The 20,353-nt window shown below is 28.5% G+C and carries 18 protein-coding genes and 1 riboswitch; of the genes, 15 read left to right on the forward strand and 3 right to left on the reverse strand.

Annotated elements, in window-relative coordinates:
• The first annotated feature begins 97 nt into the window (after window positions 1–97).
• Genes BLV71_RS09720 through BLV71_RS09735 form a run of 4 tightly spaced genes read left to right on the forward strand, consistent with a single transcriptional unit; the run spans window position 98 to window position 4,304 of the window.
• Window positions 98–2,017, forward strand: a complete 1,920-nt coding sequence (locus BLV71_RS09720) for an ABC-F family ATP-binding cassette domain-containing protein (RefSeq protein ID WP_093870361.1) — start codon at window positions 98–100, stop codon at window positions 2,015–2,017.
• Between the two features lie 11 nt (window positions 2,018–2,028).
• Window positions 2,029–2,547 carry a hypothetical protein gene (locus BLV71_RS09725; protein ID WP_093870362.1) on the forward strand — a complete coding sequence of 173 codons (519 nt, stop codon included), beginning with the start codon at window positions 2,029–2,031 and terminating at the stop codon, window positions 2,545–2,547.
• Window positions 2,548–2,550: 3 nt separating this feature from the next.
• Window positions 2,551–3,483, forward strand: a complete 933-nt coding sequence (locus tag BLV71_RS09730; RefSeq protein WP_093870363.1) for a 1-aminocyclopropane-1-carboxylate deaminase/D-cysteine desulfhydrase — start codon at window positions 2,551–2,553, stop codon at window positions 3,481–3,483.
• A gap of 20 nt (window positions 3,484–3,503) precedes the next feature.
• Window positions 3,504–4,304 (forward strand): glucosaminidase domain-containing protein, encoded by an 801-nt coding sequence (locus BLV71_RS09735; protein WP_093870364.1) that lies wholly within the window; start codon window positions 3,504–3,506, stop codon window positions 4,302–4,304.
• A gap of 56 nt (window positions 4,305–4,360) precedes the next feature.
• Here BLV71_RS09735 and BLV71_RS09740 read toward each other — a convergent pair whose 3' ends face one another.
• Both BLV71_RS09740 and BLV71_RS09745 read right to left on the reverse strand, forming a co-directional pair.
• Window positions 4,361–5,494 carry a vWA domain-containing protein gene (locus tag BLV71_RS09740; RefSeq protein WP_093870365.1) on the reverse strand — a complete coding sequence of 378 codons (1,134 nt, stop codon included), beginning with the start codon at window positions 5,492–5,494 and terminating at the stop codon, window positions 4,361–4,363.
• Window positions 5,495–5,548: 54 nt separating this feature from the next.
• On the reverse strand, window positions 5,549–6,250 hold the full coding sequence (locus BLV71_RS09745) for an SIMPL domain-containing protein (protein WP_093870366.1): 702 nt from the start codon (window positions 6,248–6,250) through the stop codon (window positions 5,549–5,551).
• 305 nt (window positions 6,251–6,555) lie between these two features.
• Between BLV71_RS09745 and BLV71_RS09750 the strand changes: the two genes are divergently transcribed.
• The 4 genes from BLV71_RS09750 (at window position 6,556) to BLV71_RS09765 (ending at window position 10,991) form a co-directional block, all read left to right on the forward strand.
• Window positions 6,556–8,748 carry a tetratricopeptide repeat-containing sensor histidine kinase gene (locus BLV71_RS09750; protein WP_093870367.1) on the forward strand — a complete coding sequence of 731 codons (2,193 nt, stop codon included), beginning with the start codon at window positions 6,556–6,558 and terminating at the stop codon, window positions 8,746–8,748.
• Window positions 8,749–8,751: 3 nt separating this feature from the next.
• Window positions 8,752–9,483 carry a LytR/AlgR family response regulator transcription factor gene (locus BLV71_RS09755; RefSeq protein WP_093870368.1) on the forward strand — a complete coding sequence of 244 codons (732 nt, stop codon included), beginning with the start codon at window positions 8,752–8,754 and terminating at the stop codon, window positions 9,481–9,483.
• Window positions 9,484–9,999 carry a gamma carbonic anhydrase family protein gene (locus BLV71_RS09760; protein WP_093870369.1) on the forward strand — a complete coding sequence of 172 codons (516 nt, stop codon included), beginning with the start codon at window positions 9,484–9,486 and terminating at the stop codon, window positions 9,997–9,999.
• A gap of 113 nt (window positions 10,000–10,112) precedes the next feature.
• Entirely contained in the window at window positions 10,113–10,991 is an 879-nt protein-coding gene (locus BLV71_RS09765; protein ID WP_093870370.1) for a hypothetical protein, read from the forward strand.
• A gap of 104 nt (window positions 10,992–11,095) precedes the next feature.
• On the opposite strand, the gene BLV71_RS09770 is transcribed toward BLV71_RS09765, so the two are convergent.
• Complete coding sequence (locus tag BLV71_RS09770) at window positions 11,096–11,530, reverse strand: hypothetical protein (protein ID WP_093870371.1); 435 nt, start codon at window positions 11,528–11,530, stop codon at window positions 11,096–11,098.
• 89 nt (window positions 11,531–11,619) lie between these two features.
• Here BLV71_RS09770 and BLV71_RS09775 point away from each other — a divergent pair, with 89 nt between their 5' ends.
• The 7 genes from BLV71_RS09775 (at window position 11,620) to BLV71_RS09805 (ending at window position 20,347) form a co-directional block, all read left to right on the forward strand.
• Window positions 11,620–12,597 (forward strand): endonuclease/exonuclease/phosphatase family protein, encoded by a 978-nt coding sequence (locus tag BLV71_RS09775; RefSeq protein WP_093870372.1) that lies wholly within the window; start codon window positions 11,620–11,622, stop codon window positions 12,595–12,597.
• A gap of 106 nt (window positions 12,598–12,703) precedes the next feature.
• Window positions 12,704–12,841: riboswitch (SAM riboswitch) on the forward strand.
• A 125-nt stretch (window positions 12,842–12,966) separates the two neighbouring features.
• The gene (locus BLV71_RS09780) at window positions 12,967–14,259 is read left to right on the forward strand and encodes an O-acetylhomoserine aminocarboxypropyltransferase/cysteine synthase family protein (protein WP_093872001.1); all 1,293 of its coding nucleotides are present in this window, start codon (window positions 12,967–12,969) and stop codon (window positions 14,257–14,259) included.
• A 26-nt stretch (window positions 14,260–14,285) separates the two neighbouring features.
• Window positions 14,286–17,684 (forward strand): bifunctional aspartate kinase/homoserine dehydrogenase I, encoded by a 3,399-nt coding sequence (gene thrA, locus BLV71_RS09785; RefSeq protein WP_093872002.1) that lies wholly within the window; start codon window positions 14,286–14,288, stop codon window positions 17,682–17,684.
• 61 nt (window positions 17,685–17,745) lie between these two features.
• Window positions 17,746–18,912 (forward strand): trans-sulfuration enzyme family protein, encoded by a 1,167-nt coding sequence (locus BLV71_RS09790; RefSeq protein WP_093870373.1) that lies wholly within the window; start codon window positions 17,746–17,748, stop codon window positions 18,910–18,912.
• Window positions 18,913–18,946: 34 nt separating this feature from the next.
• Window positions 18,947–19,354 carry an RrF2 family transcriptional regulator gene (locus BLV71_RS09795; RefSeq protein ID WP_093870374.1) on the forward strand — a complete coding sequence of 136 codons (408 nt, stop codon included), beginning with the start codon at window positions 18,947–18,949 and terminating at the stop codon, window positions 19,352–19,354.
• 118 nt (window positions 19,355–19,472) lie between these two features.
• Window positions 19,473–19,727, forward strand: a complete 255-nt coding sequence (locus BLV71_RS09800; RefSeq protein WP_093870375.1) for a DUF2061 domain-containing protein — start codon at window positions 19,473–19,475, stop codon at window positions 19,725–19,727.
• Complete coding sequence (locus tag BLV71_RS09805; RefSeq protein ID WP_176974384.1) at window positions 19,724–20,347, forward strand: phosphoadenosine phosphosulfate reductase domain-containing protein; 624 nt, start codon at window positions 19,724–19,726, stop codon at window positions 20,345–20,347. The genes BLV71_RS09800 and BLV71_RS09805 overlap by 4 nt, the downstream gene beginning before the upstream one ends.
• Window positions 20,348–20,353 lie beyond the last annotated feature (6 nt).

A 20,353-nucleotide genomic window follows, 5' to 3' on the forward strand; every position in this document is an offset into this window, starting at 1 on the left:
ACTATTTCGTTTTTGTAAGTTTGTACAAATTTCAACAAAAACAAAAAAACATTAAGTAACAAGAGTTACAAAGTTACTGTAATAAGTTAAAATATATATGTTAAACGTACATAATTTAACAGTTTCTTTTATGGGAACTGATTTATTTTCTGGAATCACTTTTAAATTAAATAAAGGAGATAGAATAGGGTTGATAGGAAAAAATGGAGCAGGAAAATCTACTTTATTAAAAGTATTATCAAAAGATATAGAAAGCAGTGGAGGTACTATGGCCTTTGATAAGGAGGTACGTATAGGTTTTTTACGTCAAGATATCGACTTTGTTAAGGGAAGAACTATTTTAGAAGAAGCATACCAGGCTTTTACTGAAATTAAAGAAATTGAACTTCAATTAGATGAAATAAATCAGCAATTAGTAGAAAGAACTGATTATGAAAGTGAAGGTTATAATCAATTGATAATTGATTTAAACGAAAAAACTGAAAGATATGAACTCTTAGGAGGTTACAACTACCAAGGTGATACAGAAAAAATATTACAAGGATTAGGTTTTCAACGTGAAGATTTTAATAAGTTAACTGATACTTTTTCTGGGGGATGGCGTATGCGTATTGAACTAGCAAAGTTATTATTACAAAATAATGATATCTTGTTACTGGATGAACCAACAAATCACCTTGATATTGAGTCAATTATTTGGTTAGAAAATTTCTTAAAAAATTACCAAGGAGCTATTGTATTAGTATCGCATGATAAAATGTTTTTAGATAATGTAACTAATAGAACTATAGAAATTTCTTTAGGTCAGATATACGATTATAAAAAACCATATTCTCAATTCTTAGAGTTAAGAGCAGAAATAAAAGAAAAACAACTACAAGCTCAGAAAAATCAAGACAAAGAAATAAAAGCTAAGCAGCAGTTAATTGACAAGTTTAAGGCCAAAGCAAGTAAGGCATCTATGGCACAATCGTTAATGAAACAGCTTGACAAAGTTCAGCGTATTGAGGTTGATGGAGAAGATAATGCAGCAATGAATGTTCGTTTTAGTATATCTAAAGAACCTGGTAAAATAATTGTAGAGGCTGAAAATTTATATAAAAGTTATGGTGATAAGCACGTTTTAGAAAATGTTGACTTATTAATTGAACGTAATAGTAAAATAGCTTTTGTAGGTCAAAATGGGCAAGGAAAATCAACATTAGCAAAAATGATGGTTGGTGAAATTCCATTTGAAGGAAATTTAAAACTAGGTCATAACGTTCAAGTAGGATATTTTGCTCAAAATCAATCAGAACATTTACCACCAGAAAAAACAGTTTTGGAAATAATGGAAGATGCTGCAACTGATTCTAATAGAATGCGAGTAAGGGATATGCTAGGGTCGTTTTTATTTGGAGGTGATGCTGCAGATAAGAAAGCAAAAGTACTATCTGGAGGAGAAAGGAATCGTTTGGCTTTATGTAAATTATTATTATCACCTTTTAATGTGTTAATAATGGATGAGCCTACGAATCACTTAGATATTGCCTCTAAAAATGTATTAAAAAAAGCTCTTGCTGAGTTTAATGGAACATTAATTATAGTATCGCATGATCGTGATTTTTTACAAGGCTTAACAACAACAGTTTATGGGTTTAAAGATAGAGAGATTAAAGAATATTTAGGCGATATTGATTATTTCTTAGAGCAACATAAAATGGAAAGTTTACGTGAAGCTGAAAAGAAAACGGTTATAAAAGAGACTAAAGATACTTCTAAAAAGGAGGCCTATAAATTATCTAGAGAGGAAGAAAAAGAACTCAAAAAACTAAAAAATAAACTCGGTAACATTGAAAATCAAATAGCTGATTTGGAAAGTGAAATTGAAAAAATTGATTTAGAGTTAGCTGAGAATTATGATGAAGTATCTTCAAGGCCTAATTTTTTTGAAAAATATAAAGCAAAAAAAGCTAAAGTTGATACACTAATGGAAGAATGGGAGCTAGTAGAAGAAAAAGTCGAAAAATTTAATTAAGAATAAATACTATGAAAAGATTTTCTTTATTTTTTCTCCTTCTAATTATTTTTTCATGTACTAAAGATGAAGAAATTAAAAACGAACCAAAGACAATTGAAATTACTACAGGACTTGAGTTGGTAGACCTTATGGGGAATGTTACAGGGAAAATAGCGAACCCCAATATTTATACAAAAAGAAGTGCCGTGGCAATGTATCCAATACCTACCAATTCCTTTTTAAGTGTAAAATCGACATCTAGTATAAAAAATGTATGGATAGTTAAGGCTATAGTAAGCAAAGAGTTTTTGAATGTAGATTATTCGTCTATTTTAAATACTAAATTATATAGTTCAAGTGAACTAAAACAAAAATCAATCAAATCGTTTGAGGGGCTGAATAAATCATCTTTAAAAATTGATTTTTCAACTTATCCTGAAGGGCATTACAGAGTTTTTGTTGAGTTAGAAAATGGAGATATTTATTGGAGTAATACATATACAGGTATTATAAAAGGAAGTGTTTTTGATATTGATTTTTGGAAATAATTTATGCTTACTAATTCAGTAGTTACAAGAAATCAACAAGTACTATTACCTGTTTTAGAAGAAAAAGGTATCCAACTTTTTATTAAAAGAGAAGACGAGATTCATCCTTTTGTATCTGGAAATAAATTTAGAAAGTTAAAGTATAATGTAGAAGAAGCTAAGAGGTTAAAAGTAAAAACGTTACTTTCTTTTGGAGGTGCATACTCTAATCATATAGCTGCAACTGCATCTTTTGCTCAATTAGCAGGCTTAAACTCAATTGGAATTATACGAGGAGATGAACTTGCAATTAATTTAAAAGAAGTTTTACAAACAAATTTAACTCTGAAGCATGCTCATAAAAATGGAATGCATTTTAAATTTGTTTCTCGAGAAGTTTATAGGAATAAAACCGCAGCAAGTTTTATTGATAGTTTAAAAGACGAGTTTGGAGAGTTTTATTTAATTCCAGAGGGAGGTACTAACGAATTAGCTATTCGAGGTTGTGAGGAAATTTTGACTTCAGAAGATGAAAAATTCAATTATATTTGTTGTGCAATAGGTACTGGTGGTACCATTTCGGGATTGATTAATTCAGCATATTCCGTTCAAAAAATAATTGGATTTCCAGCTTTGAAAGGCGACTTTTTAATTAATGAAATTATTAACTTATCAAATAGGAATAATAATTGGAGCATAGAAAGTAAGTATCATTTTGGTGGGTATGGAAAGCTTAATGACGAATTAATTACATTTATTAATCAATTTAAAGATGCTACAGATATTCCTTTAGATCCTATTTATACTGGAAAAATGATGTTTGGACTCTTAGATATGATTTCTAAAAACAAATTTAAGAGGGGTAGTAAAATAATAGCAATCCATACAGGAGGCTTACAAGGTATAACCGGCATAAATGAAAGGTTAAAGAAAAAAAAGAAACCATTAATAAAATAAAGATTTTTAGGAAGGTATATATGAAATTAAAAATAAGTTTAGTACTTATAATAAGTACATTGGTTTTAACAAGTTGTGGCTCTAAAAAAAGAGTAGTTAATTCTAATAGAAAGCAAGTAGTGTTAGAAAAAACACCAGAAAATGTACCAGATATACCACAACTAGAACAAGTAAAAAAAGTAAGAAAAACAACTACTAATCATACTGTAGCTTATATTGAAAAATATGCTCCGATAGCGGTAAGAAAAATGTATGAATATAATATTCCAGCAAGTATAACACTTGCCCAAGGAGTACTAGAGTCAGGGAGTGGTAGAAGTCCTCTTGCAATTCGTTCAAATAATCATTTCGGAATAAAGTGTCATAGAGGTTGGAAAGGAAAAAGAGTAACACATGATGATGATGAAAAAGGAGAATGTTTTAGAAAATATAAATATCCAGAAACATCCTATGAAGATCATTCAAAATTTTTAACATCAAGAAAGCGATATGCGAGTTTGTTTAAATACAAACACACAAACTATAAAGCATGGGCATATGGTTTAAGAAGAGCGGGATATGCAACGGATAGAAGGTATCCTCAAAAATTGATAGGTATTATAAAAAAGTATAACCTATCAAAATATGATTATATGAAACTTCCAAAGAAAAAAAATAAATATACACCAGTTAAAACTGTAGGAAATTATTATAAAGTTAAAAAAGGAGATACTTTATTTTCAATTGCTAGAAAGTTTGATGTGAGTGTAAAACAGCTAAAAGAAGTAAACGGATTAAAAGATAATACAATTAGTATAGGACAACATTTATTGTTACAATAAAATAAAAAGCGAAGTATAATATATACTTCGCTTTTTTAATAATCCCCCGATTATCACTACCATGAGTAGTTTTTCTTTTTAGCTTGTTTTTTAATAGCTTTTATTATAACACTTTCTAATTCATTCTTTTTATTGTTTTCCTTTTGTTTTTTTGCAACAAATTTTTTTCTTTTTTTACTTAATTCTTGAATTTTAAGTTGAATTTCTTTACGCTCAGCATGTTGTTTTTTTACATAACTTTTAATTTCTTGGGTAGATTTATTTTGTAAGTAACTTGGCAATTGTTTCTTTTTTAGTTTTTTATATGAAAAGTTTTTATCTTTTGAAGCATCTACCAAATCCCAAGAGGCATTGTTATATAATTTAGAGCTTTTAGTAACAGCTCTTTTTACAACAACGACTTCATCTAAAGCCTCTGCATTAGTATCTTGTTTCGCTTGTTTTTCATACTTTGAAGCTCCTTTATTACCATAATATAAGTAAGTCTTATTAAGTTTTTTATTTAAAATTATAATGTCATTATCGTATGGTGTAACAATATGTACAATATTTTTATTTTGATTAATAGTCATATAATCACCACCACCTAAATGCGCACCTTGTTGCCAGCTTCCAGAAATTCCTTGATTATAATTTCCACAAAAAATAGTATTTATAGTAATGTCTTTTTCTTTAGCATCTGTTATAGCGTCTTTAAAGTTAACCTTACCTTGAGTAAAAGGTTCGTTTCCTGCAATGAAAATCATTTTTAAATCACCTTTATCTTCTCCCCATTTTAATTCATTTATGGAAGTTTGGATTGCTTGACCACAATATTCACTTCCTCCATTAGTAGTTAATGAAAATAAATGTTCAGAAATTTCATCTAGATCACTTGTAAATTTTGAAACTAGTTTGATATACCCTTCTTTTACAGATAATCTACTATTTCCATATTCATACAAAGCAATCTTTAAATTAGGCGATTTTCCTCTACATTTTGCATATGAAAGTTCATTGACAATTTCCCAAAGTTGTGCTTTTGCTTGATTAATAAGACCATCCATACTATTACTAGTATCTAATAATAAAGCAACCTTAACAGTTTGTTTTTTGTTATCATTTTTAATAATTGGGTTATTAGTAGCATAGCTGGTTATACCAGTTAATAAATGAATTAATAGAAATACTTTTAATACATAAGTTCTCATAATTTTTTGTTTTTAAGTTTATAAAAAGATTAAAAGTTTGGAGTTGAATTACTATTATTTAATTTCAAAAATCACATGGATTGTAGAAACAAGTTTTATGTTTTCAAATTGAACAGTTTCGTTTCTGTAGCTTTTAATTTTTGAAATGTTAGAATTGTATGAATTAGAATTACCTACATAGTTAATTTGTGCAAAATTTTGATGGTTTTGTTCAATTTCTGTTACTTTAATTGGTTTACCTGTTTTAGCATTAATAGCATTAAGTAAATAATCAGCTTTTTCTTTGGCTGCTTTAATAGCATTAATTCTATTTTTCTTTCTATACTCTGCAAGTTTTGAATGCGTAGCTTTAGTTAAAGAAGCTTCAGTGATCTTTAATTTCTTGAAAATTTTAAAGGCTTGTTTCAATTTTTGAGCCCCAGCTATTTTTAAAGTATATTTACCAATTGAAAGTATTTCTTTTGTCCACCAACCAGTTTTTGAAATTATAGAGTTAACGTCAGAAATAGATAAATTTTTGCTAGGGATATTAATGAGTTGTAATTCCCTTTTTAAAGAGTTTTCTAGTTCTCCTAAAGTGATTTTCTTACCCTTTTCTACTCGTTCTTGTAAACAAATATCAATGTGAATTTCATCAGGACTAACTTCCAATTCAGCTTTTCCTGTAATATTAATATGTGGTCTTTCATTAGTATTTATTTGACTGATACTTGTAGTTGAAATAAAAAGAAGAAGTAAAATGTAAATAGTCCTCATAATGATTTATTGTTTTTTGATAGTGTAAAACTACTACCAACTTTTTCATAATAAAAAGAAGAATGAGTATGTGCCCTTTTTTAATGAGTAAACGGGATAACTAATTTAGTTAATAAGGAAAAATCACAGGGAAAAACCCTATTTTAAGAGGAGAAGCATTTTTTTTATTGGTTTTTTGATGATAAGTTTACATCATATTAAAAGTAAAAAGAACTACTGTAAGTTTTCGGTAAAACTTTTTTCTAATAAATAGGACAGATATTTTTTACAATTTTAAATATCTTTAAAAAGGAAATCATATAAAAATGTGGAAAAAAATACAAATAGTACTCTTTTTTTTAGTAACTCATACACTAGTTTCTCAACAATTAAAAAGTGCAAATTATATTATAAAAGTACAAGTAGTTGATATAGAAAGTAAGAAATCAATACCTAACGCTGATGTGATGGTTAATGGTTCTTTTTATAAATATTCTCCAATAAAAGGCAGATATGAAATAAAAGCTAAAAAAGGAGATGAATTAATAGTAAGGCATTCCGATTTTAATACTGTGCATTATACTATTCAGGGTAATGATGATATTCGGATAGAGGTAGAAAGCACTATAGATAAAAAAGTGTTTAGTAGGGTTTTAAAAAATCCTAGATCTCTCAAAAAGAGAAAAAGAGAATCTTCATACAATGAATACCTTGATTCAGCTAAATTTTATAAGAAAAAAAATATAGATAAAAGTTTATCGTTCATAGAAAAAACATTAAAAGAGGTAGAGTCTAAGTCAAGAAGAAGTGCTTCTTTTAAGGTGTTGGCTGATATTTATTTGTATTGGAAACAATATGATTTAGCTATTGAAAATTATAAAGCATCCTTAAAAGAAAAAGAAAGTGCTAAAGTTCGATTAGAACTAGCCAAAGTTGAGTCTTTGAATAAGCAGTATTCTGAAAGCGAACAATCTTATTTAAAAAGTTTAAAAGGAAGGTTAAGTGCTTATGAGAAGTTAACTGCATTTGAAGGTTTAGGTGATGTTTTTAAAGGGAAAAAGAATTTTACAAAGGCAGAATATAACTATAAACAAGCATTAATAATTGCAAAGAAAAATTTAATAACTCCTAAAGTAACAGACTTAAATTCAAAATTAGCTGAAGTGTTTGCTGAACAAGGTAAAATAAAAAAAGCAGATATTTTATTTCAAAATTCATTGCAGTTAGCTAATAAAGAAAATATTAAGCGATCATTAAAAGAAGAACAAAAAGTTGCTGATTTTTATAATAAATCTGGTCGGTTTGATGATGAAATTCAATTACGAAAAGAGAGTTTAAAAAAGGCAAAAGATATTAATATAGAAACAGAAGATAAAGAAACACTTGTAGACTCAATAACTTCACAAAAAATAAATTATAAAATTGGAAATGCATATCTTCAAAAAGAAAATTATCAAGAGGCAATAGCTTTTTTAGAAAAAAGTATTGATGATGCTGATAAAAGTGAAGACTTAATTATAAAAAAAGATGCAACAAGGAAGTTATCTGAAATACACGAAACTGTAGGTGATTACACAAAAGCTTTAAAAAGTTACCAAGATTATGTGAAATTAGTAGATACTTTATATATAAAAAAGGAACAAGAAATACAGCAAGTAAAAAGATTTAGTAAACGAATATTCGATAACCAAAATAGAATTGCAAGTTTAGAAAAAGATAAAGAACTTTCTGATAGTAAAATAAATTTAGCATATAAAGATCAACAATTAGTTGAAGAAAGTAATAAGCGACAAGAAATAATAATTTATTCTTTATTAGGAGGTATGTTGTTAATTAGTTTACTTGTTTATTATATGTATAGAAATATAAGACAGCAAAAATTAGCCAATAATTTACTTGCTTTGAAATCAATGCGTTCGCAAATGAATCCGCATTTTATTTTTAATGCACTAAATTCTGTTAATAGTTTTATAGCTGTAAATGATGAACGAAGTGCTAATCGATATTTATCTGAATTCTCAGTGCTAATGCGTTCTGTACTTGAAAATTCTGATGAAGATTTTATACCACTTTCAAAAGAAATTGAACTTTTACAATTATATGTGAAGTTAGAACATAATAGATTCCAAGATAAATTTGAATATACTATTTCTGTTGATGAAAAAATTCCTTTAGATAAGTATTCTATCCCGCCAATGCTTTTACAACCCTATATTGAAAATGCTATATGGCATGGGCTTCGATATAAGAAAGAAAAAGGGAATCTTATTATTTCTATGAATCAGAAAACAGAAAATACCATAATGATAAACATTGAAGATGATGGTGTGGGTAGACAAAAGTCAATGGAAATGAAAACAAAAAATCAGCTAAAGCAAAAGTCAAAAGGAATGAGTACTATAAAAAATAGAATAGGCATTCTTAATGATATGTATCAAGATAAAATATCAGTAAATGTAACTGATAATTTTGCTGATGGAAGAGGTACAAAAGTCGAATTAATATTAAAAAAAGATTAAGCTATGAAAATAAATGCCATCATTGTAGAAGATGAAGCTATAAGTAGAGATATACTTAGAAATTATATAGGAAAGTATTGTCCAAATGTAAAGCTATTAGGAGAAGCAAGCAATATTGAAGACGGGTATGAACTAATTCAGAAGCATGAGTTAGATTTAGTGTTTTTAGATGTTGAAATGCCATATGGAAATGCTTTTGACTTGTTAGAAAAAGTTGGAGATAGAACCTTTGAAACTATTTTTGTAACTGCCTATGATCATTATGCAATAGATGCATTAAATAATCAAGCTTCTTATTATTTATTAAAGCCTATATCAATAGATGAATTGATAAAGGCAGTAAATCATGTTACAGAAATAAAAGAAAAAGAGATAGCACTTGAAAATGAAGTATTGACTCCTAAAGAAATTACTAAATCTGGGAAAATTACAATTCCACAGTTAGACGGTTTTGAAGTAATAGATGTAAATGATATTCTTTTTTGTAAAGCTGATGATAATTATACAGAAATATATTTTGCAAACACAAAAAAATTAGTAAGCAAAACATTAAAACATTTTGAAGAAATATTAAAAGAATACACATTTGCTAGAGTACATAAATCGTATTTGGTAAACGTAAATGCTATTGTAAAATATAAAAAAGGTAAAGGAGGGAGTATTGTTGTTTCTAATGGAAAAGAAATAACAGTATCATCAACAAAAAAAGCAAACTTATTATCATATTTTAAATAAATGAAAATTATAAAACCAGTAAACGGAAAATATCCACAGATACCTGATGATTGTTATGTGGCAGAGAATGCTACTATAGTTGGAGATGTACAAATAGGTAAAGAATGTAGTGTGTGGTTTAATGCGGTAATTCGTGGAGATGTACACTATATAAAAATGGGAAATAAAGTGAACATACAAGACGGAGCAGTAATTCACGCGACTTATCAAAAATCACCAACAACTATTGGTAATAATGTATCAATAGGTCATAATGCTATAGTTCATGGATGCACAATTCATGATAATGTTTTGGTAGGAATGGGGAGTATTATCATGGATGACTGTGTAGTAGAATCAAATTCAATTATTGCTGCTGGAGCAGTTGTTACAAAAAACACAAGAGTTGAAAGTGGAAGTATTTATGCAGGGGTACCAGCTAAAAAAGTAAAAGATATTTCAGAAGAGCTTATTTCTGGAGAAATAGATAGGATAGCAAATAATTACGTAAAGTATTCTGGATGGTTTAAAGAATAAATAGTTAGTTTATAAAAATATTTTAAAAAGTAAGCCAATGACTTACCAAAAGTAAGTCGTTGGCTTACTTACTCTGTGTTTTTTGTTTGTAGTTTTGCCGAAAAAAAATAAAAATGAAAAAAAAGACAGAAAAATTAGTTGTAAATATTTGCAAAGGAATACTTTTTTTAAGCATGCCATTAGCATTAAGTAATTGTGAGAGTGAAATTAATACTCTATCACCAGATGGAATTAATACTACACTTCAAGAGCAAGGATTGAATGAACAAAATGAAGGCATTTCTTTACCTGTAGATTGTCAAGGAAATGATTGTTCTTCAACTATTTTAGCAAATAAAATAAATGAATTACTTGATAAGAGTTTAAATGAAGAAGAATTATTGTGGTTATTTAATAATGAAGAAGAGGCTAAACAAATTAAAAATTATTTAGAAGTTAATCAAGTTTCAAGTAAAGCTAAAAAAATTGCAAAATTTCAAATTGAAACTAACATTTTAATCGGGTTAACAAGTAAGTTGAAAGTTTTAAAAACTTCAAATTTACCAACTTATATGATTGGAGAATCGTCAGAAGTAAAAGATTTACTTGCTAATTTTTCTAAATTAATAGACTCTAAAGAAATGAGCTATCAAGAAAATTTAGATAAAACTGTATCAAGCTATTTTAAAGTAAGGTTTCCTTATAATAATACCTATATAAATATAGAAACAAAAATAAATCCAGATACTCCAAGTACTATTATAAATGAATTTGAATTATTGAAAATAGATTCATATAGTAATAAAGTTGGGAATAACTTTGTAAACTGGACGCAACAATCTTTTGAGAAAGAAACAAAAGGAAAGCTAGCAAAATTAAAAATTTCAGGTTCTTTTGAGTTTATAGTAACATATGAAAATACTGATATGTTAGTTGAAGAGTTTTGGGTGATTGACTTAGAACTTAATAATCAAACAGGAAAACCAATTTCAATAGAACTAGGAAAAAAATAATTTAATAAAATAAAGCTCGGTTTTATAACCGAGCTTTAAAAACTAATCACAGGTTAATCAAACCTATCTACTACTACTACTACTACTACTACTACTACTACTAATTAATGTCTATTACTTCTTTTGTGCATTTTTTTCTTAGCTTTCTTCTTTCTTTTATGCATTTTCTTAGCGGTCATTTTTTCAAATCTTTCATATTGCTTTTCGTTTAAAATACTTTTCATTTCTGTTTTAAAAGCAATTAACTTGTTAAGTCTACTATTAGCAACTGCATAACGTTCATCAGCAGAAGGTTTTTTACCACTTTCTTTCATAGCCTTTCTTTTAGAACGTAATTCCTTCTTTTCATTAATTTGCTCAGCAAGTAAAGGTTTTACTCTACGTTGTTGAGAATCCGTCAAATCTAACTTTAAAGCCATTTTTTTAACAGCTAATTCAGTTTGTTGTTCAACTGTCATTCTTTCTTTCTTTTCTTTTTGTGCATTTACAGAAGTGGAGATGCTTATTACAAAAACTAAAAACCCTATTATTTTTTTCATTTTATTTAAATTTTAATTACACATCTATGACTAATCAATCATAAAAAGGTTTAAATTTGGTAGAAATATTAACACTCTTTAACATCTTTATGAAACGCTTTTTATCCTTTCTTTTGAAGCTTGTATTACTATTAACTGTAATCTTTATAATTTTCTTTTATTGGGCATCTTCTTCAACAAAAGAGAAATCTAGTTATGCTGAATTGCTTCAAAACGAGTACTCTACAATAAAAGATAATGATTCTATATATAGTATTGTAACTTATAATATTGGATATTTAAGCGGAATGACAAATAATAGAGCAGTAGCTAAATCAAAAGAACTATTTGATACTAATTTGAAGAAAGTTATTAAGGAAATAAAAAATGTGAATCCAGATATTATAGCATTTCAAGAAATAGATTACAATGCTTCACGTTCATATGAAGTTAATCAAGAAGAAGAAATAGCAAAATTAGGATATAATTACGTAGCTAGAGGTGTTAATTGGGATGAACGCTATTTACCTTTTCCGTATTGGCCACCAAGCATGCATTTTGGAAAAGTAGTTTCTGGACAATCTATACTAAGCAAGTATCCATTAAAAGAATATAAAAGAGTTGTTTTAGAAAGGGTTTCTGATAACCCTTTTTATAGAGATGCTTTTTATTTAGATAGATTATTACAAATAACTAAAGTAGTTATTGAAGATAAAGAAGTGGTATTAATGAATGTACACTTAGAAGCTTTTGATAAAAAAACAAGAGGAAATCAATTACAAAAAGTAATACAATTATTTAAAAAATATTCTAAAACAAACCCAACAATTTTATTAGGTGATTTTAATAGTGATCCAAAATATAAAAATGCATTAATTAAACAAGTTTTTAAGATTCCAAATATTGGTAATGCTGCTTTTTTAGATACTAAATATGAAATGACTTTTGATACAAAAGATCCTTTTGAGCGATTAGACTACATTTTTTACACAAAAAACACGATAGAATATATAAAAGGAAAAGTATTGAAAGAATTTGGTCAATCGTCTGATCATCTGCCTGTTGAGATGAGTTTTAAACTGAGATAAAAGTAGGTTTTATTTTGTTTTATTTAAAAAAAGTAAAATAATGTTAGGATATTAAAAATTAATTTTAAAATATTTGTACTCGTAAAAGTTCAAACACTTATTGACGATGTTATCAAGAAAGGTGGAGGGATTAGACCCTGTGAAACCTTAGCAACCCTTTGCGCAATGCAAAGAAGGTGCTAAATTCTACCAAAACATTACTTCATTTTAAATTTAGAAGTAATAATAAACGGATAGATAACCCAAGAGAAGTTTCTAAATTCAAGAAACATCTTAATTCTTAATAACATTTTTCTAGTAAGCAACATCTTTTAAAGATGTGTTTTGGCTTTTGTTTTAATTTTTTTATTAACTCAAAAAACAAGAAAAATGAGTACACAAAAATTTGCAACTAATGCGTTGCACGCAGGACATGATGTTAAACAAACAGGTGGAACAAGAGCTGTTCCTATTTATCAAACAACATCATATGTTTTTAATGATTCTGATCATGCAGCAAATCTATTTTCATTAAAAGAATTAGGATTTATTTATACACGTTTAAATAATCCAACAAATCAAATTTTACAAGATCGTCTAGCAGCTATTGAAGGCGGTACAGGAGCTGTTGTTTTTGCTTCAGGAACTGCAGCAATTTCAACAGGGTTATTAACTTTGTTAAAAGCAGGTGATCATATTGTAGCATCAAGTAGTTTATATGGAGGAACCTATAATTTATTAAGCGTTACATTACCAAGATTAGGAATTACAACTACATTTGTTGATGCTTCAAATCCTGAAAATTTTGAAAAAGCAGTACAAGAAAATACAAGAGCATTTTTTGTTGAATCATTGGGGAATCCAAAATTAGACGTATTAGACTTAAGAGGAATTTCTGTATATGCAAAAAAAGCAGAAGTCCCTTTTATTGTTGACAATACGGTAGCAACACCTGCATTATTAAATCCAATAGAACATGGAGCAAATATTGTAATTCATTCACTTACAAAATATATTGGAGGTCAAGGAAACTCTTTAGGAGGTGCAATTATTGATGCTGGAACTTTTAACTGGGCAAATGGAAAATTTCCTGAGTTTACTGAACCTTCAGCTGGTTACCATGGATTGGTATATCATGAAGCATTAGGAGTAGCATCTTATACATTTAAATTAATTTTAGAAGGATTACGAGATTTTGGAGGAGCATTAAGTCCAACAAATGCTTTTCAAATAATTCAAGGATTGGAAACATTAGAAGTTCGTATTCAAAAGCATAGCGAAAATGCTTTAGAGTTAGCTAAATGGTTAGAAAATCAAGAAGAAGTATCATGGGTAAACTATCCTGGTTTAGCAACTAGTAAATATAAATCATTATCAGATTTATATTTACCTAAAGGACAAAGTGGTATTGTAACTTTCGGATTAAAAGGAGGATATGAAGCGGCAAAAACAGTAGCAAATACTACAAAGTTATTTTCACTGTTAGCAAACATAGGAGACACTAAATCTTTAATTATCCATCCGGCAAGTACTACTCATCAGCAATTGAGTGAAGAAGCTCAAGAAAATGCAGGAGTAACAAAAGACTTAATTCGTTTATCAGTAGGGATAGAAAATATTGATGATTTACAAACTGATTTAAAAGAAGCTTTTACTAAAATTCCTCAAGAAGATTTAGTTTAAAAAAGAAGTTAAAGGAAATCATGAGTATTAAAGAAAAATTAAATCACCTAACTATTTTTAGTTGTATTACAGATAGTGGTGCTCAGTTTACTAATTTACCGTTAAGTTATCAGTTGTTTGGTAAAAAACTGGGTACTGCTCCTGTGATTTTAATAAACCATGCGCTAACAGGAAACAGCAATGTAGCCGGAAAAGAGGGATGGTGGAAAGAATTAGTTGGAAATGAAAGAGTAATAGATACCAATGTGTATACGATACTTTGTTTCAATATACCAGGAAACGGATTTGATGATTTTTTAATTGACGATTATAAAAGTTTTGTAGCTCGTGATATAGCTAAAATATTTTTAGAGGGATTAAAATTATTAAAAATAGAAAAGCTTTTTGCTTTAATAGGAGGTTCTTTAGGAGGTGGAATAGCATGGGAAATGGTAGTTTTAAATCCTAAAATAACTGAGCATTTTATACCTGTAGCTACAGATTGGAAATCAACCGATTGGTTAATTGCTAATTGTCAAATACAAGAGCAGTTTTTAGTAAATTCTAGTAACCCTGTTCATGATGCTCGTATGCATGCAATGTTATGCTATCGTACACCAGAATCTTTTAAAAAACGTTTTCAACGATCTAAAAATGAAGAACTACAAATTTTTAATGTAGAAAGTTGGTTACTTCACCATGGAAAAAAATTACAAGAGCGTTATCAGTTAGCTTCTTATAAATTGATGAATCAATTGTTAAAAACAATTGATGTAACCAAAGGTAAAAAAGGAAGTAATGTATTAGAAACGATTGAAGGAGATATTCATATTGTTGGTGTAGATTCTGATTTGTTTTTCACTGCGGAAGAAAATAGAGAAACACATAAAGAGTTAGCATTAGTAAATTCAAATGTAACCTATAACGAAATAAATTCTGATCATGGACATGATGCATTTTTGATGGAACATGATCAATTAGAAAAAATTATTGAACCAATATTCAATAAAAATTCAAAAAATAAAAAAATGAAAATTTTAAAATTTGGAGGAAAATCTTTATCTAACGAAGGGATACATAATGTAGTATCTATTATAGAGCAAAAGATTAATGAAGGAGAAAAGGTGGCTGTTGTAGTTTCTGCAAGAGGGAACGCAACAGATACATTAGAAGAGCTATTAGTTAAGGCATCAAAAAATGAAACATATTTAGAACAACTAGAAGCATTTAAATATGAACAGTCACAAATTACACCATTAGTTGATTTTTCAAAAGAGTTTACTAGGTTAGAAAAACTATTTGAAGGAGTAAGTTTATTAGGAGATTTTAGTGATAAAATAAAGGATGAAGTTTTAGCACAAGGAGAATTATTGTCTATAAAAACAGTAGCTGAGTTACTAGAACAAAAAGGAATTAACACTAAAGCTACTGATGCTAGAGGATTATTAAAGACTGATAAAAATTTGGGTAATGCTCAAACAGTTCTTGATGTTTCAAAAGAAAATGTAAAAAAACATTTCAAAGAATTTAATGGAACTACCGTTAATATAGTAACAGGGTTTATAGCTTCTAATACAAAAAATGAAACAACAACACTGGGTAGAAATGGAAGTAATTATACAGCTTCGCTCTTAGCAAATTATTTAGATGCTGAAGAATTGCAAAACTATACTCATGTTGATGGAATATTTACAGCAAACCCAGATTTAGTAGAAGATGCAAAAAAAATAGAAGAGTTATCTTTTTCTGAAGCAAATGAATTAGCCAATTTTGGGGCAAACATTTTACATGCAAAAACAATTATTCCATTGTTAGAGAAAAATATAAATCTACGTATTTTAAATACATTTAACCCTGAAGATAAAGGAACTTTAATCACAGCTAAATCAAGTTCTAAGGGTATTAAATCATTATCTGTATTAGATAAAGTAGCTTTACTAAACTTTGAAGGAAGAGGTTTATTGGGTAAGGTAGGTGTTGATGCTCGTATTTTTAAAGCATTAAGTAGCCAGGATATAAGTGTTAGTATTATTTCGCAAGGATCTTCTGAAAGAGGCATTGGATTAGTAGTTGATAAGGATAAATCAGAAGAGGCAGTTAAAGTATTAGAGCAAGAATTTGAAAGTGATTTATTATCTAAAGACGTGAATCAAATATCTATTATTGATGATGTTTCAGTAATTTCAATAATAGGACAAGATTTGAGTGAATTTCATCACCCTTATAATGCCTTGATTAAAAATCAAATTGTTCCTTTATTATTTAATAATACAATTACGGGTAAAAATGTTAGTCTAGTAGTTAAAAAAGAAGAATTACATAAAGCAGTTAATGTAATTCATGGACAAGTTTTTGGAGTTGCAAAAAAGATAAATATAGCAGTATTTGGAAAAGGATTGGTTGGTGGAACGTTAATAGATCAAATTTTAGAGAGTGCTAAAGCTATTTTAGATAGACGTAAAGTTCAATTAAATGTTTTTGCTATAGCAAACTCCAAAAAAGTAGTATTAACAAAAACTGGAGTTACCAAAAATTGGGAAAAAGAGTTAGAAAATAGTGAGAACAATTTACAAACTGTAGATGCTGTAATAGCTTATGCTAAGAAACATCATTTAGAAAACTTAATAGCAGTAGATAATACAGCTAGTAAAGGTTTTATAGATAATTATATTCCACTAGTAGAAGCTGGTTTTGACTTAGTTTCGTCAAATAAAATTGCAAATACTGTATCATATGATTTTTATAAAAAGTTACGAAAAACACTAGATATTAATAAGAAAAATTATTTATATGAAACGAATGTAGGAGCAGGATTACCTTTAATTGATACTATAAAGTTACTGCATGATTCTGGAGAGAATATAACAAGAATTAGAGGTGTTTTTTCGGGTTCATTAAGTTATTTGTTTAATAAGTTTTCATCTGAAAAGGTAGAGTTTTCAGAGGTGTTACAAGAAGCTATAGATAGTGGATTTACCGAGCCAGATCCAAGAGAGGATTTATGTGGAAATGATGTGGCAAGAAAATTATTAATCTTAGCTAGGGAATTAGATTTAGAAAATGAATTTGATGATATTACAATAGAGAATTTAATTCCTAAAGAATTCAGAAAAATATCATCTGAAGAGTTTTTGTCAAGCTTAGAAAAATTAAGCCCTATTTTTCAAAAATTAAAAGAGGAACAAGAAGAAAATCATGTGTTAAGATACATAGGTGATTTATATGGAGATTTATCACAAACAAAAGGAAAGTTAGATGTAAAATTAGTTTCTGTACCTGTTAGTTCTCCTTTAGGAAGTTTAAAAGGATCTGATGCTATTTTTGAAATTTACACAGAATCTTATGGAGAACAACCTATTGTAATTCAAGGAGCAGGTGCTGGTGCAAAAGTAACTGCAAGAGGAGTATTTGGAGATATTCTACGATTGACAAAAAGCAATAACTAGGCATTAAACGTCATTAAAATATAAAAGATCAAAAATATTTTAGATCTATAAAAAAATAAATATGAGTAAAAAATTTGAAACACAAGCTATTCGTACACAAACAGAACGATCGCAATTTTCTGAACATTCAACACCTTTATACCTAACATCAAGTTTTGTATTTGATGATGCTGAAGATATGAGAGCTTCTTTTGCTGAAGAAAAAGAAAAAAATTTATATAGTAGATTCTCTAACCCAAATACAACTGAGTTTGTAAATAAAGTGGTTGCAATGGAAGGTGCTGAAGCTGGTTATGCTTTTGCAACAGGAATGGCAGCTGTGTTTTCAACTTTTGGAGCTTTATTAAATGCTGGTGACCATATTGTTTCATGCAGGTCAGTATTTGGATCAACTCATAGTTTGTTTACTAAGTATTTACCTAAATGGAATATTGAAACCAGTTATTTTAAAATTTCTGAACCTGAAAAAATTGAAAGTTTAATTAAATCAAACACTAAGGTTTTATATGCGGAAACTCCAACAAATCCTGCTGTAGATATTTTAGATCTTGAAATACTTGGTGCTATAGCTAAAAAGCATAACTTATTGTTAATCATTGATAATTGTTTTGCAACACCTTATTTGCAAAATCCAATCAAGTTTGGAGCAGATTTAGTTATTCATTCAGCAACAAAATTAATAGACGGGCAAGGAAGAGTTTTAGGTGGTATTACAGTTGGTAAAGCTGATTTGATTAGAGAAATTTATCTTTTTTCAAGAAATACTGGGCCGGCAATGTCTCCATTTAATGCTTGGGTGTTGTCAAAAAGTTTAGAAACATTGGCTATAAGAGTTGAAAAACATTGCGAAAATGCGTTAAAAGTAGCTCAGTTTTTAGAAAAAGAATCAAAAGTAAACTTAGTAAAATATCCTTTTTTAAAATCACACCCTCAATATGAAACAGCCAAGAAGCAAATGCGTTTAGGAGGAAATATTGTAGCTTTTGAAATTAAAGGTGGAATTGAAGCCGGAAGAAAATTTTTGAATAATATAAAAATGTGTTCATTATCAGCGAATTTAGGAGATACGAGGACGATAGTTACACATCCAGCTTCAACAACACATAGTAAATTAAGTATAGAAGATAGGTTAGAAGTTGGTATTACTGACGGTTTGGTACGATGTTCTATTGGTTTAGAAAATGTAGAAGATGTTATTAATGATTTAAATCAAGCATTAAATAATTAGAAAATAAATAAAAGTAAAAGTGTATTTTTGTAATATGCTTTCTAAAAAAACTAAATACGGAATAAAGGCGATGACTTTTATAGCTAGGCAAGAGCCTGGTAGTAAAGTACAAATAGCAACTATTTCAGAAAAAGAAAATATTTCTCATAAGTTTTTAGAAAGTATATTACTTACCTTACGTAAAGCTGGAATTTTAGGAGCAAAAAAAGGAAAGGGTGGTGGATATTATTTGCTAAAAGAAGCAGGTACTATTAAAATGACTGAAGTCATTAGAACTCTTGAAGGTCCTATAGCTATGGTTCCTTGTGTTAGTTTGAATTATTATGAAAAATGTGACGACTGCCCAGATGAGGATGCATGTTCAGTACATAAATTAATGATTCAAGTAAGAGATAACACCTTACAAGTATTACGTAATACTACACTTGCTGATCTTGTTTAGATAGTTACAAATATTATCTTATTGTTAAAAATTTAATTTTTTTCTTTGATATTAATAATCAGTATGTATATTTGTCAACTTAAAACCTAGTATTCCGATAGGGTAAAGGTATTTTAAAATGATTGTAGAACAAATAATAGAAAATAAAGCAAATTTTAACGCAGATAAGCGTTCAGAAAAGCCTATAAGAAGTATAGTTAAATCAATTAGTTGGCGAGTAGTTGGAACGATTGATACCATTCTTATTTCTTGGGTAATAACTGGAGAGGTGAAAACAGCTTTTTCTATAGGAGCGATTGAATTAGGAACAAAAATGATATTGTATTTTTTTCATGAAAGAGCTTGGAATAATATTAAATGGGGTAAAAAATGAGTATAGAAACAATTGATTTAGCAGCAATAAATAACCAATTAAAAGGTAAGTCACCACAAGAAATTGTAGCATGGGCTTTGTCTGTGGCAACTAAACCAGTGGTAACAACAAACTTTAGACCGTATGAAGGTGCTATTCTACATTTAGTAGCAGCATTAAAAAAAGATGTAAAGGTGGTTTGGTGCGATACAGGTTACAATACTCCACAAACATATAAACATGCAGAAGAGTTAATAGCAAATTTAAAACTTAATATTCATTTGTATGTGCCTAAGCAAACCGTAGCTCATAGAGATATTACTTTAGGATTACCTACAATTGAAGATCCAAATCATACAGTTTTTACGGAACAAGTAAAGTTAGAGCCTTTTAAAAGAGCAATGGATGAGCATAATCCAGATGTTTGGTTTACTAATTTAAGAAAAGGTCAAACAGCTTTTAGAGATAGTATTGATATTGTATCAAAAAGTAAAGACGGAAAGTTAAAAATAAGTCCATTTTATAATTGGTCAGATAATGAGTTGGATACTTATTTGGAAGAAAATAATTTACCAAATGAATTCAAATATTTTGATCCAACTAAAGTAGAAAGTAATAGAGAGTGTGGTTTACATATATAAAAAATA

It is taken from the genome of Tenacibaculum sp. MAR_2010_89 (assembly GCF_900105985.1).
Taxonomy (GTDB): domain Bacteria; phylum Bacteroidota; class Bacteroidia; order Flavobacteriales; family Flavobacteriaceae; genus Polaribacter; species Polaribacter halocynthiae.

Coding starts and splice junctions, on each gene's coding strand:
- BLV71_RS09760 (WP_093870369.1), top strand. CDS start 9,484: ATGAAAATTATAAAACCAGTAAACGGAAAATATCCACAGATACCTGAT.
- BLV71_RS09730 (WP_093870363.1), top strand. CDS start 2,551: ATGCTTACTAATTCAGTAGTTACAAGAAATCAACAAGTACTATTACCT.
- BLV71_RS09740 (WP_093870365.1), bottom strand. CDS start 5,494: ATGAGAACTTATGTATTAAAAGTATTTCTATTAATTCATTTATTAACT.
- BLV71_RS09805 (WP_176974384.1), top strand. CDS start 19,724: ATGAGTATAGAAACAATTGATTTAGCAGCAATAAATAACCAATTAAAA.
- BLV71_RS09790 (WP_093870373.1), top strand. CDS start 17,746: ATGAGTAAAAAATTTGAAACACAAGCTATTCGTACACAAACAGAACGA.
- BLV71_RS09750 (WP_093870367.1), top strand. CDS start 6,556: ATGTGGAAAAAAATACAAATAGTACTCTTTTTTTTAGTAACTCATACA.
- BLV71_RS09725 (WP_093870362.1), top strand. CDS start 2,029: ATGAAAAGATTTTCTTTATTTTTTCTCCTTCTAATTATTTTTTCATGT.
- BLV71_RS09755 (WP_093870368.1), top strand. CDS start 8,752: ATGAAAATAAATGCCATCATTGTAGAAGATGAAGCTATAAGTAGAGAT.
- BLV71_RS09775 (WP_093870372.1), top strand. CDS start 11,620: ATGAAACGCTTTTTATCCTTTCTTTTGAAGCTTGTATTACTATTAACT.
- BLV71_RS09770 (WP_093870371.1), bottom strand. CDS start 11,530: ATGAAAAAAATAATAGGGTTTTTAGTTTTTGTAATAAGCATCTCCACT.
- BLV71_RS09720 (WP_093870361.1), top strand. CDS start 98: ATGTTAAACGTACATAATTTAACAGTTTCTTTTATGGGAACTGATTTA.
- BLV71_RS09800 (WP_093870375.1), top strand. CDS start 19,473: ATGATTGTAGAACAAATAATAGAAAATAAAGCAAATTTTAACGCAGAT.
- BLV71_RS09745 (WP_093870366.1), bottom strand. CDS start 6,250: ATGAGGACTATTTACATTTTACTTCTTCTTTTTATTTCAACTACAAGT.
- BLV71_RS09780 (WP_093872001.1), top strand. CDS start 12,967: ATGAGTACACAAAAATTTGCAACTAATGCGTTGCACGCAGGACATGAT.
- BLV71_RS09765 (WP_093870370.1), top strand. CDS start 10,113: ATGAAAAAAAAGACAGAAAAATTAGTTGTAAATATTTGCAAAGGAATA.
- BLV71_RS09735 (WP_093870364.1), top strand. CDS start 3,504: ATGAAATTAAAAATAAGTTTAGTACTTATAATAAGTACATTGGTTTTA.
- BLV71_RS09795 (WP_093870374.1), top strand. CDS start 18,947: ATGCTTTCTAAAAAAACTAAATACGGAATAAAGGCGATGACTTTTATA.